At 72.0% G+C, this 14,633-nt stretch carries 12 protein-coding genes; 8 read left to right on the top strand and 4 right to left on the bottom strand.

The features are described from left to right. Positions 1-31: 31 nt before the first annotated feature. Positions 32-628 (top strand): TlpA family protein disulfide reductase, encoded by a 597-nt coding sequence (locus tag ACFVJX_RS35120; RefSeq protein ID WP_384128370.1) that lies wholly within the window; start codon positions 32-34, stop codon positions 626-628. Positions 629-690: 62 nt separating this feature from the next. Here ACFVJX_RS35120 and ACFVJX_RS35125 read toward each other — a convergent pair whose 3' ends face one another. Continuing rightward, positions 691-1,539, bottom strand: a complete 849-nt coding sequence (locus ACFVJX_RS35125; RefSeq protein WP_384128368.1) for a LysR family transcriptional regulator — start codon at positions 1,537-1,539, stop codon at positions 691-693. Positions 1,540-1,634: 95 nt separating this feature from the next. On the opposite strand from ACFVJX_RS35125, the gene ACFVJX_RS35130 reads away from it, so the two are divergent. Further along, positions 1,635-2,366: an SDR family oxidoreductase gene (locus ACFVJX_RS35130; protein WP_384128366.1), complete on the top strand. Its 732-nt coding sequence runs from the start codon at positions 1,635-1,637 to the stop codon at positions 2,364-2,366. 78 nt (positions 2,367-2,444) lie between these two features. On the opposite strand, the gene ACFVJX_RS35135 is transcribed toward ACFVJX_RS35130, so the two are convergent. Then, a complete protein-coding gene (locus ACFVJX_RS35135; RefSeq protein ID WP_384128364.1) occupies positions 2,445-3,995 on the bottom strand; it encodes a substrate-binding domain-containing protein in 1,551 nt (516 codons plus the stop codon). A gap of 207 nt (positions 3,996-4,202) precedes the next feature. On the opposite strand from ACFVJX_RS35135, the gene ACFVJX_RS35140 reads away from it, so the two are divergent. Both ACFVJX_RS35140 and ACFVJX_RS35145 read left to right on the top strand, forming a co-directional pair. Next, positions 4,203-5,081: a glycoside hydrolase family 19 protein gene (locus ACFVJX_RS35140; RefSeq protein WP_384128385.1), complete on the top strand. Its 879-nt coding sequence runs from the start codon at positions 4,203-4,205 to the stop codon at positions 5,079-5,081. Positions 5,082-5,432: 351 nt separating this feature from the next. After that, a complete protein-coding gene (locus ACFVJX_RS35145; RefSeq protein ID WP_384128362.1) occupies positions 5,433-6,329 on the top strand; it encodes a glycoside hydrolase family 19 protein in 897 nt (298 codons plus the stop codon). A gap of 82 nt (positions 6,330-6,411) precedes the next feature. Here ACFVJX_RS35145 and ACFVJX_RS35150 read toward each other — a convergent pair whose 3' ends face one another. Continuing rightward, positions 6,412-7,890 (bottom strand): PucR family transcriptional regulator, encoded by a 1,479-nt coding sequence (locus ACFVJX_RS35150; RefSeq protein ID WP_384128383.1) that lies wholly within the window; start codon positions 7,888-7,890, stop codon positions 6,412-6,414. Positions 7,891-8,221: 331 nt separating this feature from the next. On the opposite strand from ACFVJX_RS35150, the gene dnaN reads away from it, so the two are divergent. Beyond that, positions 8,222-9,349 carry a DNA polymerase III subunit beta gene (dnaN, locus tag ACFVJX_RS35155; protein WP_384128360.1) on the top strand — a complete coding sequence of 376 codons (1,128 nt, stop codon included), beginning with the start codon at positions 8,222-8,224 and terminating at the stop codon, positions 9,347-9,349. Between the two features lie 24 nt (positions 9,350-9,373). On the opposite strand, the gene ACFVJX_RS35160 is transcribed toward dnaN, so the two are convergent. Beyond that, positions 9,374-11,314 (bottom strand): serine/threonine-protein kinase, encoded by a 1,941-nt coding sequence (locus tag ACFVJX_RS35160; protein WP_384128358.1) that lies wholly within the window; start codon positions 11,312-11,314, stop codon positions 9,374-9,376. A gap of 315 nt (positions 11,315-11,629) precedes the next feature. Here ACFVJX_RS35160 and ACFVJX_RS35165 point away from each other — a divergent pair, with 315 nt between their 5' ends. The 3 genes from ACFVJX_RS35165 to ACFVJX_RS35175 all read left to right on the top strand — a co-directional run bounded on the left by ACFVJX_RS35165 (position 11,630) and on the right by ACFVJX_RS35175 (position 14,595). Further along, entirely contained in the window at positions 11,630-12,994 is a 1,365-nt protein-coding gene (locus tag ACFVJX_RS35165; protein ID WP_384128356.1) for an aspartate aminotransferase family protein, read from the top strand. A gap of 89 nt (positions 12,995-13,083) precedes the next feature. Next, positions 13,084-13,839: a GntR family transcriptional regulator gene (locus ACFVJX_RS35170; protein WP_384128354.1), complete on the top strand. Its 756-nt coding sequence runs from the start codon at positions 13,084-13,086 to the stop codon at positions 13,837-13,839. 105 nt (positions 13,840-13,944) lie between these two features. Beyond that, positions 13,945-14,595 (top strand): hypothetical protein, encoded by a 651-nt coding sequence (locus ACFVJX_RS35175; protein WP_384128352.1) that lies wholly within the window; start codon positions 13,945-13,947, stop codon positions 14,593-14,595. Positions 14,596-14,633: the final 38 nt, after the last annotated feature.

Genomic DNA, 14,633 nt, shown 5'->3' on the forward strand with positions numbered 1-14,633 from the left:
GCGCTTCTCGGGCCCATGGGAAACTCTTCACATGACCCCCAGGACCGTCTCCCGCGCCGTCGCCCTGACCGCGATCGTCACCGTTGCCTCGCTCTCCCTGTCCGCCTGCGGCGGCAGCACGTCCGGAGGCGGCGGTCAGACGAACTACGTGACGAGTACGGGTGGCATCTCGAAGGTCGCCAAGGGGGAGCGGAAGGCCGCCGGCCAGATCAAGGGCGAGACGCTCCAGGGCAAGCACCTCGACGTCGCCGATCTCCGCGGCAAGGTCGTCGTGATCAACGCCTGGGGCTCCTGGTGCCCGCCGTGCCGGGCCGAGGCGCCGTATTTCAACAAGGTGGCCAAGGAGATGAAGGCCAAGGGCGTCGAATTCGTCGGCATCAACGCCCGCGACGACGACAAGAGTCTGTCCAAGGCCTTCGAGGACGACTTCGGCATCTCGTACCCGAGCCTGTACGACCCGATCGGGAAGCTGCTCCTGTCCGGGTTCCCCAAGGGCACGCTGACTCCTCAGGCCATTCCGTCCACCGTCGTTCTGGACCGGGACGGGAAGATCGCGGGCCGGGCGCTCACCTCGATCGACGACAAGAAGCTGCACAAGATGATCGACCCACTGCTCAAGGAGAGCTGAGGACCCCGAATCCGGACGTCCGGGCCGGCGAGATCATCGGTGACCGGGGTGGGATCGGCCGGCTAGACGCGTGTCGCCGTCCGGACAAGGTGCGCGACGGCTCCGGACCGGCTGTGCGACGGCCAGGCGATCACGGTGGTGACGGTCGGCGCGTCCAGCACGGGCACGGCCGCAAGGTCACCGTGCAGTTGGGCTCGGCACGACTCCGGGGAGACCGCGCACGCACGGCCGAGCGCGACGAGCTGCAACAACTGCGCGTGGTCACGGACCTGCGGGCCGGGGCCGGGCGGGTAGCTGCCGTCGGGATCGGGCCAGCGTGGCAGGGGAAGACCCGGCAGCCCGGTGATATCGGCCATGTGCACATGGGGCCGGGTGGTGAGCGGATGCCCGGACGGCAGAACCACGACCTGGCCCTCCGTACCGAGCTCTTCCGTGTCGAACCCGGCCGTCGAGTCGAAAGGCCGGTGCAGCAGCGCCACGTCGGCGCGGCCGTCACGCAGCAGCCGTGCCTGCTCGGCCGGGCCGCACAGGATGACGTCGACGGGGACCGCTCCGGGTTCGGCGGCGTACGCGTCGAGCAGTCTCGCCAGCAGCTCGCTGGACGCGCTGGCCTTCGTGACCAGGACCAGGCCGCGGTGGCCGGCCGAGGAAGGGGCGGCGCGGCGGGTCCGGCGCTCGGCGGCGTCGACCGCGTCGAGGGCCGCCCGGCCCTCGACCAGCAGCACCCCGCCGGCCTCGGTGAGCGCGACGCTGCGGCTGGTCCGGTCCAGTAGCGCCGCCCCGAGCCGGCGTTCGAGCTGCTGGATCGCCCGTGACAGTGGCGGCTGCGCGATCCCCAGCCGCTGCGCGGCGCGTCCGAAGTGCAGCTCTTCGGCGACGGCGACGAAATAGCGCAGTTCCCGGGTCTCCATGCCGTCAGGATATCCCGGATCAATACCCTGACGGTATCGTTTCCCACTCCATTGGTCTTGGACCCCCAGCGGGCTCCGAGGGCAACATGGTCACTATGAGCGAACGAACGATTGCGCTGGTCACCGGCGCGAACAAGGGAATCGGCTACGAGATCGCCGCGGGCCTTGGCGCCCTCGGCTGGAGCGTCGGGGTCGGCGCCCGCGACGATCGGCGCCGCACGGACGCGGTGGAGAGGCTGCGCGCGGCCGGAGCCGACGCGTTCGGCGTACCACTGGACGTGACCGACGACGCGAGTGTCACGGCCGCCGCACGGCTGATCGAGGAGCGGTCGGGGCGCCTCGACGTGCTCGTCAACAACGCCGGCATCACCGGCGGCATGCCGCAGGAGCCCACCCAGGTCGACCCCGCCGTCATCCGGACGGTCGTGGAGACCAACGTGATCGGCGTCATCCGCGTCACCAACGCGATGCTGCCGCTGCTGCGCCGCTCCGCCTCGCCGCGGATCGTGAACATGTCCAGCAGTGTCGGCTCCCTCACCCGGCAGTCGGGAACCGCCGCTGAACAGACGACGGGTCCGGTGGCCGTGGCGTACGCGCCGTCGAAAACGTTCCTGAACGCCGTCACCCTCCAGTACGCCCGGGAGCTGAGCGGCACGAACATCCTGATCAACGCCGGCTGCCCCGGCTACGTCGCGACCGACCTCAACGGCTTCCGCGGCGTGCGCACCCCTGAACAGGGATCGGCGATCGCCATCCAACTCGCGACCCTGCCCGACGACGGCCCGACCGGCAGGTTCTTCGAGGACGCCGGTGAAGTGCCCTGGTGAAGTGCCTGGGTGAGGCGCCGGGGTGAGATGCCGGGGTGAGGTGCGCGGCCCGGTCCGTGCGGATGCCCGTACCCGCTCTCACTCCTCGCCGCAGATCCGCAGCCCCTGCGGCGTCGCGCACGGCAGGTGGCCATGGGTACGGATGACGTCCTGGCCGCTGCCCCGGCTGAGGTAGGCCAGGAAGCTGGAGGCCAGCGAGTCGGCGGGCGGGCTGCCGTAGGTGTAGGCGTACTCGATCTCCCGGTACGGGTAGCTGCTGGTGCCGATCGTGTCGACGGACGGGGCGGTGCCGTCGATGGCGATCTGATGGGCTCCGGCCGGCTTGGTGCCGGAGCGCAGTTCGCTGTAGCCGATCGCACCGCCCAGCCGGCCGACCTCGGCCAGGACCTGTTCGGTGGAGTCGAGTTCGCAGCGGATGACGGAGGCCTGCGGGTCGTCCTTCGTGGCGCAGTCGCGGGAGGACTGGGCGGGCTCGTTGCGGCCCAGGACCCGGCGCTGGAAGACCTCGCGGGTACCGGAGTTGGCGTCGCGGCTGACCAGCAGCACGGGGAGGTCCGGGCCGCCGAGCTCCTTCCAGTTGCGGACGTCGCCCCGGTAGATCCGGCGGACGGCGGCGCCCGTCAGGTTCTTCAGGGGGACCCGGTCGTTGACGACCAGGCGGAACAGCGAGACGGCGACCCGGCTCTCGCGCAGCTGCGGGAAGCCGCTCGGCTTGGGTCCGTCGGAGAACGCCACGAGCGCGGGCGAGCCGGACCTCCCTGCGTCGGTCCTTCCTGATTCCGCGCCCCGTTCCGCCAGTTCCCGTATCCCGGCCGTGCTGCCGTGTGCGTCCACCGTGACCGTCGCGCCCTCGCAGTCCTTGCCGTACTTCGTCGCGAGCTCCCGCAGCACCGGTGCGAAGGCGGTGGAGCCGGTCACCGTCAGCTCGCCGCGGGCGCAGCCGATGGGCGGCGGGGTGTCGTCGCGCACCAGGATGATGGAGGCCAGTGTGACGACGCAGACGGTCAGGGCGACCGTGATGAAGCGGGCGGCCCGGCCGAACATCGGGGGCTTCTCGTCGGGGCGCGCCGCCTGGTTGGGCGTCACCTCGCCGTCCCGGATGCCGCCGGTCACCCGGATCGGACTGCCCACCCGAGAACCGGTCAGCAGGACCAGGAGCTTGAAGTGCTCGCCCCGGTTCAGCGGTACGCGGGGCAGCCGGATGAGCGAGCCGCCGTGCCGCATCCCGCCGGCCGGGGTGAAGTGGTCCATGAGGTGATCGGAGCCGTGCGAGTGCGTGACGGCGATCCCCCGGACCGTACGTTCGCTGAACTCGACTGTCAGGCCGTGGAGTTGTTCGTCGGGTCCGGTGTAGTCGCCGCGGGCGATGGACTGCGAGCCGTCGTTCTCGACGCGCAGCAGGACGAGTGTGGCGTCGGACATGTCCGGGGTCTCGTTGAAGAGCCCCAGCCGCACGTTGGCCCGGCCCTGGCTGACGCCGCTGCCGATCGGGGTGTCCATCTGCACCCGGTATCCGATGCGTTTGCGGCGGGGCACCCGGCGTTCGTACCAGAGCACGCCGATGGAGACGAGGACGCCCAGTACGGCGGTGAGCACGGCCACGATGTTCTCGGCGCTGAACCATTCCACGGTCCGGTTCCCCCTGCCTGCCGAACGCCTGTGAGGGTTCGGGCGCGGGTCACCGTATGCGTGCCGGAGGACGGGAGGGTGACTGTGGGATGGCCAACGGGCGGACGCGTGACGGCGGTTGGTCCAGACCTTGACAGGTCCAGACCAATCGCGGTTGGGTGTCGGGATGCCCGGCCGAACCATTCCCCGTCGAAGGAGTGAGCAGCGCTGAACCGCATCAAGGGTGTTCTGACCGTACTGGGCGCCGTCATCGCGACGGCCGCCTTCCTCCCTGCCGCGCACGCGGCGCCCGCCGGTGCGGCCGCGGAGCGGTGCGCGCCGCTGTGGAGTTCCTCGACCGCGTACACGGCCGGCGGTTCCGTCTCGCACCACGGTCGCAACTGGAGTGCCAAGTGGTGGACGCGGAACGAGAATCCGGGGGCCACCACCGTCTGGGAGGACCGCGGGGCATGCACGGGAGGGGGATCCGACTTCGTCATCGGCGAGGCGGAGTTCGACCGGATCTTCCCGGACCGCGACCCCTTCTACACGTACCAGGGGCTGATCGACGCGCTGCACGCCTACCCGCGTTTCGCCAACACCGGTACCGAGGCGACCAGGAGCCGGGAGGCGGCGGCGTTCCTGACGCACGCCGACTTCGAGTCGGTGGGTCTCCAGTACGTGAAGGAGATCAACGAGGCCAACTACTGGATCAAGTGCGACTACAGCCAGCCGTTCGGCTGTCCGGCCGGCCAGTCCGCCTACTACGGCCGCGGCCCGATCATGTTCAGCTGGAACTTCAACTACAAGGCCGCCGGTGACGCGCTCGGCCTGGATCTGCTGAACGATCCGTGGCTGGTCGAGCGGGACCCGTCGGTCGCCTGGCAGAGCGCCCTCTGGTACTGGAACACCCAGAACGGCCCCGGCACCATGACCTCGCACGACGCCATGGTCGGCGGCGCCGGATTCGGCGAGACGATCCGCTCGCTCAACGGGGCGCTGGAGTGCGACGGCGGGAACCCCGAGTCGGTGCGGGCGCGGGTCGCCAAGTACGAGCGGATCACCGGCATCATCGGGACCGATCCGGGCTCCGGGCTGACCTGTTGACGGCGGGCCGGGCGCAGGGGGCCGACTTGTCGACGGCGGGCCGGGCGCGGGGTTTCACTGACCGGCCGGACAGTACGGCGTCCCGCATGCTGGACGGGCCCGAAGGTTTTACCTTCGGGTCCGGCCCCGTTCCGGGTGTGTCGTGGAGTGACTCCTTCCGGAATCCTCCCTGTTGAGCGGTGCCTCGGAGGGCGACGAGCCGGGCCACCCCCGCGTGGGCCCGTCAGTGGGAAGGATTCCTAACGATGGTCTAGACCTTGACAGGTCCAGACCAACAGCGCTTGAGTGTCGGGCACCCCCCATGGCGGCGCACCGATGAGCTCGGTGCGCCGCGCCCAAAGGAGTGCTCACATGATCAGACGCGTCATGGGCCTGCTCACCGCGCTGGGCGCGGTCGTCGCGACGTTCGTCATCCTTCCCGCCACCACCGCCTCGGCGGCCGAGTGCGCGGCTGCCTGGAACTCCTCGTCCGTCTACACGGGCGGCGGGGCCGCCTCGTACAACGGGCACAACTGGACCGCCCAGTGGTGGACCCAGAACGAGACCCCGGGCAGCTCCGACGTCTGGGCCGACCAGGGCAGCTGTGGAAACGGCGGCGGTACGGATCCGGGCGACCCCGGTTCGGCCGCGGACTTCATCGTCAGCGAGGCGCAGTTCAACCAGATGTTCCCGGGTCGGAACTCCTTCTACACCTACAGCGGGCTGACCGCCGCGCTGGACGCCTACCCGGGCTTCGCCAACACCGGCGACGACACGGTGAAGAAGCAGGAGGCGGCAGCGTTCCTCGCCAACGTCAGCCACGAGACCGGCGGACTGGTGTACGTGGTCGAGCAGAACACGGCCAACTACCCCCACTACTGCGACAGCAGCCAGCCCTACGGCTGCCCCGCCGGTACGGACGCGTACTACGGCCGCGGTCCGATCCAGCTCAGCTGGAACTTCAACTACAAGGCCGCCGGTGACGCCCTCGGCATCGACCTGCTGGGCAACCCCTACCTGGTCGAGCAGGACGCGGCCGTGGCCTGGAAGACCGGCCTCTGGTACTGGAACACCCAGACCGGCCCCGGCACCATGACCCCCCACAACGCCATGGTGAACGGTGCCGGATTCGGTGAGACGATCCGCTCCATCAACGGCTCCATCGAGTGCAACGGCGGTAACCCCGACCAGGTGCAGAGCCGCATCAACAAGTACCAGGAGTTCGTGTCGATCCTCGGCACCACGCCCGGCTCGAACCTGAGCTGCTGACCCGCTCAACTCCCTTGTACGGGGGGCGCGTCCGGCTCCACGGCCGGATGCGTCCCCCGTTTCGGCCGCCGGTGTCCGGCTGTCATTCCCCCGCGGTGCCGTCACCGAGGTCCAGCGCCCGCAGGGCCACCCACAGGTCGTAGCGGGCGCTCGGCGTCCGCAGGAGCGAGCGCTGGAGCACGGTCTCCAGCCGGGTGAGGCGCTTGCGCAGGCCGGGCACGGAGATGCCCAGGGCGGCCGCGGCCGGACCGAGTCTGCCCTCGTGCTCCAGCCAGGTGTGCACCGTGGTGTACGGATCGGCCGGGCCCGTACCCGCCCCGGGAGCGCCGAGCGGTCGCAACTGCTGCGCGGCCCAGGCGCGTACCGCCGGGACGCGCAGGATCTCGTCGAGTGACGGGGCGGGCGCCGCGGCGCTCCCGGCCGTACGGGCGGACCGGGGCAGGGTGGGTGTCGCGCGGACGGCGAGGGCCAGGTCGAGTGCCGCCTGGTCGGCGACCCGGTCCAGATCCAGGCCCAGCAGCTCGCCGATCAGCCGCAGCCGCGCGGCCAGGGTGTTGCGGTGGATCTTCAGATGCTCGGTCGCGTGCGAGGAGAACGCCAGCCAGGACGCGAGGGTCGCCGAGAGCTCCTGACTGCCCGGGTCGTGGCTGCGCCGCGGCAGATAGCCGAGCAGCGGGGCCAGCAGGGCGTCCGCCCACCGCGCCCCCTCCGCGCCGACCACCAGCGCGGGTTCGGGTGCCGCGCCGAAGCGGGTGTGCCGGCCGGGCAGCCCGCGGGCCACGGCCAGTGCGTGGAAGGCCTGGCGGTAGGCGGTCGCCGTGTCCGACAGCGGTACGTCCTCGCTGATGCCCACGACGCAGTCGTCCACGACCGCGGCGACCTCGGGGCCCAGCTCGCCGTCGGCCTGTTCCGGCCCGGCCGGGACGACGAGGATCAGGTGGCGCGCGTAGACCGGGCAGCGCACGATCCAGGAGCGCCCGCGCGAGAGCTCCGTGCAGATCCGGGCCACCTCGTCCCGGCTGTCGTCCGAGCACTCGACGACACACACCCGGACGGGATCGGGCAGGACGGGCTTCAGGGCGCCCGCCACCTGGTGCGCGATCGAGAGCTGGCCCGTCATGAGCAGATGCAGCACCGCCTCGCGGCCCCGGGACTCCGCCAGGTCGACGCGAAGCCGCTTGCGCTCGACGCTCTCGGCCGCCAGACACATGGTCAGCGGCAGGGCCACATCGGCGAGGAGGGCGGCCAGACCGTCCGGGAACGGGCGCCGGCCGACCACGGCGAAAACCGTGCGGGCGGTGTCCCGCGGGCGGTCCAGGGCGAACAGCAGCGCGGTGTGCGGGCCCCGGTCGAACGAGAGTGAGCGGGCGCCGAGCGCCGTCAGCTCCCGCGCCCCGTCGGCGGCCAGCGCCGCCCACCCGGCGCCCGCGGACTCCGGGTCCCGGGTGACGCCGTGCAGGACCGTGCCGTCGCCGCCGAGCAGCCCCGCCCAGCCGCCGGCCCGCCCGGACACCCAGCGCAGCAGTTCCTGCGAGCCCCCGGAACGGGCCAGCCCATGCATCCGAATGACGTCGTCGGCCCGTCTACGCGCGTGCACACTGCCCCCGCTCCTGCCGGGAACCGGACTCAGGAGTTCCCGTTTGGTTGTGCGGACCGATACCTCTGACCGGCCACACAGTGCGATCCGAATCTTTACCGGCCCCTACCCCGGGACCTAGAGTCCGAACGCGGTCGCGGGCCTCTCGGGGGAGAGGCACGGGGGACGACGGCAGCGGCTCACGGGGGTGGCCGCTGTCGTCGGCCGCAACCGCGTACGGGCCGCGTTGTCAGTGGTGCCCCTTAGCGTGACGAGAACCAGAGATGGCCGTCGACGCACGAGGAGAGTCATCACCGTGGAGTTCCGTATCGAGCGCGGCGCACTCGCCGACACCGTTGCCTGGGCGGCCCGGGTGCTGCCCACGAGGTCACCCGTTCCCGTGCTCGGCGGCCTGCTGCTCGAAGCGGCGGACGGCCGGCTGTGCGTCTCCGGCCTCGACTACGAGGCCTCGGCCCGTATCGAGGTGGATGCCGAGATCCTGCGGCCCGGCACGGTCCTGGTCATGGGCCGCCGCCTGCTGGACGTGTGCCGGGTGCTGCCCGAGGGGGCGGTGGAGTGCGCGGTCGAGGGCTCCCGGTTCACGGTGACGGGCAGCGGCGCCGGATTCGGCCTGTCGGTCCTGCCGCGTGACGACTACCCTTCGCTGCCGCCGCTGCCTGAGCTCCTCGGGGCGGTGGACGCCGAGGAGTTCGCGGGTGCCGTCGCCGATGTGACGGTGGCGGCGGGCCGGGACGACACCCTGCCCACGCTCACCGGGATCCGGCTGGGGCTCGACGGCGACCGGATGACGCTGGCGGCCACGGACCGGTACCGCTTCGCGGTGCGCACACTCGGGTGGAAGCCGGCGGCGGCCGGCGTATCGGCCGACGTCGTGGTCTCGGCCCGCAGGATCGGCGAGATCGCCCGCTCCTTCAACCGCGGGGGTCCGGTCGGTCTGGCACTGGACAGCGGGTCGGTCGGTTTCGAACTGGCCGGGATGCGCACCACCGTCCGCCTCCTGGACGGCCGGCTGCCGCGCCACGACAAGCTCTTCACGATGGCGGACCCGGTCACGGCGGTGATCGAGCGCGAACCCCTGGTCGAGGCGGTGAAGCGGGTCTCGGTGGTGGCCGACGGGGACAGCCCGCTCCAGTTCGCCTTCCGCGCCGACTCGGTGCTTCTCCAGGCGGGCTACGAGGACGACGTGGCGTTCCAGCGGCTCTCCGCCGGACTGGCGGGGCCCGATGAGTTCACGGTCGCCTTCAACCCCTCGTACCTGATGGACGCGCTGTCCACGTTCGACGACCCCGTCGTCCGGTTCCGGATGATGGGACCGGGGCAGCGCGCCATGGTCACCGGGCACGCCTCGCGTGAGGAGGCGGCGGAAGGGGCCGGGCAGCCCGCGCATCAGCATCTGCTGATGTCGGTCAAACCGCTGGTCTGAGGGCTGTCCCGTAATCCCCGGTGATCAGCCGGACTTCGTGTACGTGAGCCGCTCGCCGGTGTCGGTGTTCTCGCGGCTCAGGGTGCCGTCCGGGAGCAGGGTGAGTGTGGTGGCGCCGCCCGGAGTGCAGGACGACATGGGCTCGCCGACCGACACGGTGGAGGGGCCGACCCTGAGTGGGGCGTCGGCGGCGACGTCGTCCGTCAGGTCGGCTTCGAAGACGCAGTGGTAGGTGCCACCGTTGTCGGTCGGGCCCTCCGCGGTGAGGGTGAGCACGGTGTCACCGGACCGGCCCTGGCGGATGACGAGTTGGCGGGTGGAGTGACCGGCGGCGTTGTCGATGCTGCCGGACCACGTGCCGATGTAGGAGTCGGGGACGCCGCCGTCTTCGCCGTTCTGCGTGTCTTCGCCGGGGGACGGGGAGCCGGAGCCCGAGCCCGGGGAGCCGTCAGGTCCGGAGGGGCCGGTGGAGTGCTTCGGGGAGGCGGTGGTCCCGCCGTTGTCGTTCATGAGCGCGTAGACGGAGCCGCCGGCGCCTATGGCTACGAGCACCGCGATCGCGATGAGGGCGACGGTCGGGCCGCTCCGCCGGCGGGCGGGCGCCGTGGGTCCGGCGCCGGGGGCGGTCTGCGGGCCGGCGGTCGGGTACGGCGGGCCGTACGGGGGCGTGGAGCCGAAGCCGGGCTGCTGCGGATAGCCGTACGAGTAGCCCTGGTTGGGGGCCTGCTGCTGCGGATAGCCGTACCCCTGCCCCGGGTACGGCTGCACGGGCTGCTGCGGATAGCCGTACCCGGGGGTGGGCGTCCCGGGCGGCGGCGGCCCGGCGGGCGCGGTGGCGGGGGGCTCGGCGCCGGCCATGGTGGGGAGGGCGTGGACGGTGCCCGGTGCGGGCTGCTCCGGTGGGGCGGGGGGTTCGGCCGGTGTGCCCTGTGCGGGTGCGGGTGCGGGTGCGGGTGCGGGTGCGGGTGCGGCGCCCGGCGTTGCCGGGGCGGCGTCGGCCGGGGGTGGTGCGTCCTGCGGGGGTGTCTCCTCCGGGTCCTCCGAGTCGAGCAGTTCCACGGCGTGGCGGCCGAGCTGGGCGATGAGCGCGCCCGGCAGCCAGGGTTCCGATGTGTTGTCCTCGGCCAGCCGGTCCAGGATCTCGTCGGTCGTCGGCCTGGACGCCGGGTCCTTGCGGAGGCACTCCTGGATCAGCTCCACGAGATCCACCGGCACCCCGGTCAGGTCGGGGTCCTCCTGCGCGATCCGGAACATCAGCGCGTGCACCCCGCTGGCCGCGCCGCCGAACGGGAGCCGGCCGGTCGACGCGTACGCCAGCACCGAGCCCAGGCAGAACACGTCGCACGCCGTGTTCACCCGCTCGCCCCGTACCTGCTCCGGGGACATGAACCCGGGGGAGCCGACCAGGGCCCCGGTACGGGTGAGGCCGCCGTCGACGACGGTGTCGAGGGCGCGGGCGATGCCGAAGTCGATGACCCTCGGGCCGTCGATGGTCAGCAGGATGTTGGAGGGCTTGAGGTCGCGGTGGATGACACCGGCGGCGTGGATGGCCCGCAGGGCGTGGGCGAGACCGGTGCCCAGGATGTGGACCGAGCGCTCGGGCAGCGGCCCGTACGCCCCGGGTGCGGGACCGGCCGAGGTGCTGGTGCGGCCGGTGACGGTGGTCTGGAGGGACGGGCCGGCGACGTATCCGGTGGCGACCCAGGGCACGGCGGCCTCGGTGTCGGCGTCCAGGACGGGGGCGGTCCAGGTGGAGCCGACCTGGCGTGCGGCCTGCACCTCCTGCCGGAACCGGTCGCGGAACTCCTGCTGCTCGGCCAGCTCCTCGCGGACGAGCTTGATCGCGACGGTGCGGCCCCGGTCGGAGCGGGCGAGGTAGACCTGGCCCATGCCGCCGGCGCCGAGTCTGCCCAGCAGGCGGTAGGCGCCGATGCGTTGCGGATCGATGGAGCCGAGCTTTTCCATGGTGCGGAGTCCTCCCCCGTACGGCGACACGCCGGACGGGTCGAGAATAGCGGCGCGGTCGGCCCCGGCGGGGTGGGGTCGGCGGTCCGTGGCCGAGCCTTGCCCTCAATCGCCGGACGGGCCGGGAGGGCGCGGGCTGGCCGGGAGGGCGCGGGCGGGTTGAAGGGCGCGGACGGGCCGACGGGGCGGGGGCGGGGTGACGGGGCGGGGCGTACGGGGTGGGGGTGCAGGACGCGACACCCTGCCGAGCCGTGCGGGGCAGGGCATACAAGGTGGCCATACCGGGGCGCGGCCGGTGCGGCCTACGCTCGCCGTATGACCCCTCATCCCCCTCATGCCGACTCCGCCGCCGGGGCAGCCGTGAAGGCCGCCGACCGTGCGCACGTGTTCCACTCCTGGTCCCCCCAGGGCCTGATCGACCCGCTCGCCGTCGCCGGCGCCGAGGGGGCGTACTTCTGGGACTACGACGGCAACCGCTACCTGGACTTCACCAGCGGTCTCGTCTTCACCAACATCGGCTACCAGCACCCCACCGTCGTCGCCGCGATCCAGGAGCAGGCGGGGAAGATGACGACCTTCGCGCCCGCCTTCGCGATCGAGGCGCGCTCCGAGGCCGCACGCCTCATCGCCGAGCGCACCCCCGGCGACCTGGACAAGATCTTCTTCACCAACGGCGGTGCCGAGGCCGTGGAGAACGCCATCAGGATGGCCCGGCTGCACACCGGCCGTACGAAGGTGCTCTCCGCCTACCGCTCGTACCACGGCGCCACCTCCACCGCGATCAACCTGACCGGTGACCCGCGCCGCTGGGCGTCGGACAACGGCTCGGCGGGCGTCGTCCGGTTCTGGGCGCCCTTCCTCTACCGCTCGCCGTTCTACGCGCAGACCGAGGCGGAGGAGTGCGCCCGCGCGCTCCAGCACCTGGAGGACACCCTCGCCTACGAGGGCCCGGCGACCATCGCCGCGATCATCCTGGAGACCATCCCGGGCACGGCCGGCATCATGACGCCGCCGCCCGGCTATCTCGCCGGTGTCCGCGAGATCTGCGACCGGTACGGCATCGTCTTCGTCCTCGACGAGGTGATGGCCGGCTTCGGGCGCACCGGCAAGTGGTTCGCCGCCGACCACTTCGACGTCACCCCCGACCTGATGACCTTCGCCAAGGGCGTCAACTCCGGATACGTGCCGCTGGGCGGCGTCGCCATCTCCGCCGAGATCGCCGCCACCTTCGACACCCGCCCCTACCCGGGCGGGCTCACCTACTCCGGCCACCCGCTGGCCTGCGCCGCCGCCGTCGCCACCATCCACGTGATGGAGGACGAGAAGGTCATCGAGAACGCCGCCCACATCGGCGAGACCGTCCTCGGCCCCGGTCTGCGCGCGCTCGCCGAGAACCACCCGTCGGTCGGCGAGGTCCGCGGCCTCGGGGCGTTCTGGGCGGTGGAGCTGGTCCGTAACAAGGAGACCCGCGAGCCGCTCGTCCCGTACAACGCGACGGGCGAGGCCAACGCCCCGATGGCGGCCTTCGGGGCGGCGGCGAAGAAGAACGGTCTGTGGCCCTTCATCAACATGAACCGCACCCACGCCGTACCCGCCTGCAACGTCACCGAGGCCGAGGCCAAGGAGGGCCTGGCCGCGCTCGACGCCGCGCTGTCGGTGGCCGACGAGCACACCGTGTAGCTCCGCCCGCGCACTGCGCCCCTCCCCTCGCCGGACCGCCCGCCCGGCTCGGTCTAAGGTGGCCGAAACCGAAACAGGGGAGGGGCGGCATGCGCCCGAGCGGAGCTGTCACCCGCAGTACGCTGCGGCAGCAGATCGCGGACGCGCTGCGTGACGAGGTGCTGGCCGGGCGCCTGCAGCCGGGGCGGGAGTTCACCGTCAAGCAGATCGCCGAACAGTACGGCGTCTCCGCGACGCCCGTCCGCGAGGCGCTCTTCGACCTCTCCGCGCAGGGCCTGCTCGAATCCGACCAGCACCGCGGATTCCGGGTGCACCAGTTCAGCGTCCCGGACTACCGGGCGATGGTGGAGGCCCGCACCCTGGTCATGGACGGGGTCATCCGGGACGTGTTCCGCGGGAAGTCGCCGTCCCCGGCCCGGCAGACGGCGTACCGGGACGCGCTCGTCTCCGTACGCCGCCGGGCCGAGGAGGCCGCCCGGGCGGCGCGCGGTGGTGACCTGGACATCCTCATCGGCTACGACCTGCGCTTCTGGCGGGAGCTGGGCGCGCTCGCCGGCAACACGTACATCAGTGACTTCCTGCACCGGCTGCGCGTGCAGGCCTGGGTGTTCGCCGTGCCGTACCTACGCGGCGACGCGGACGTACGGGACTGGCTCTGGAACGGGCACGCCGAACTCGTCGCCGCGATCACGCACCGGGACCGCGAAGCGCTGCGTGCGGTGATCGACGGCTACAACGCCCACGCGCTGAGCTGGGCGGACCGGCTGGCGGCCGCCGATCCGGCCCGGCCGGGACACGGCACACCGCCGACCGGGCCGGACGGCGCCGCCGGCCCGGGGCAGTGACGGGCCGGATCCGCGAAGTCGGTCATGGGGGACTACTGTCCGCGCCGTGCCGACCGCATTACGCTGTCCCGACCATCGCACGCACCCGTTGGAGAGCGAGACTTCGTGGCCTGTGACCTGTGGCTGGTCCCCCTCGTCGATGTGCTGTGCCACAGCCCCGACAACCCCTTCGCGGAAGAGATCGCCGTCTTCGACAAGGCGCTGGGCGAGGCAGGGCTGCCGCCCGTACCCGTCTACGCCTACATGCCGGGCCTGACCGGCGACGTGGCCCCGGTCGCGGGGTTCGACTACGACGCCCTGCACTTCCTGCGCCGCGCCTATCTGCTCCAGCTCAGCGGTCTCGCCGTCGCTCCGGTGGACGAACTCGGCGGCGACTACGAGCAGTTGCTCGAGATGTTCGAGTCGGCGGCCCAGCAGTCGCACCTGGTGTGGCACTACGACCACGCCGGGGCGTACGTCCCCCTGGACTTTCCCTCCCCGCTGTCCAACGACGACCTCCTGGCGGGCGGCGGCCCGCTCGGCTCCTCGCACGGGCTGCTGAGGGAGCTGGAGTTCGTCGCCCCGTCCATCGGCATCGACCCGGCCAACCCGCCGGCCGCCCCGCTGCCGCCCGCAGCCCCCACCGACCTGGAGGAACCGGCCCTCCCGATCCCGTACGACGACAACCCCTTCGCCCGGGAACGCCACGTCTGGCTGGGCCTGCACGCGGCCGTCACCCGCAGCCTCGCCCAGGGCTCGATGATCATCTTCAGCTGACGGGCAGGGCGTCCGCGTCCGGATGCGCGTCGTTGCCC

This window comes from Streptomyces sp. NPDC127177 (assembly GCF_042672475.1).
Taxonomy (GTDB): domain Bacteria; phylum Actinomycetota; class Actinomycetes; order Streptomycetales; family Streptomycetaceae; genus Streptomyces.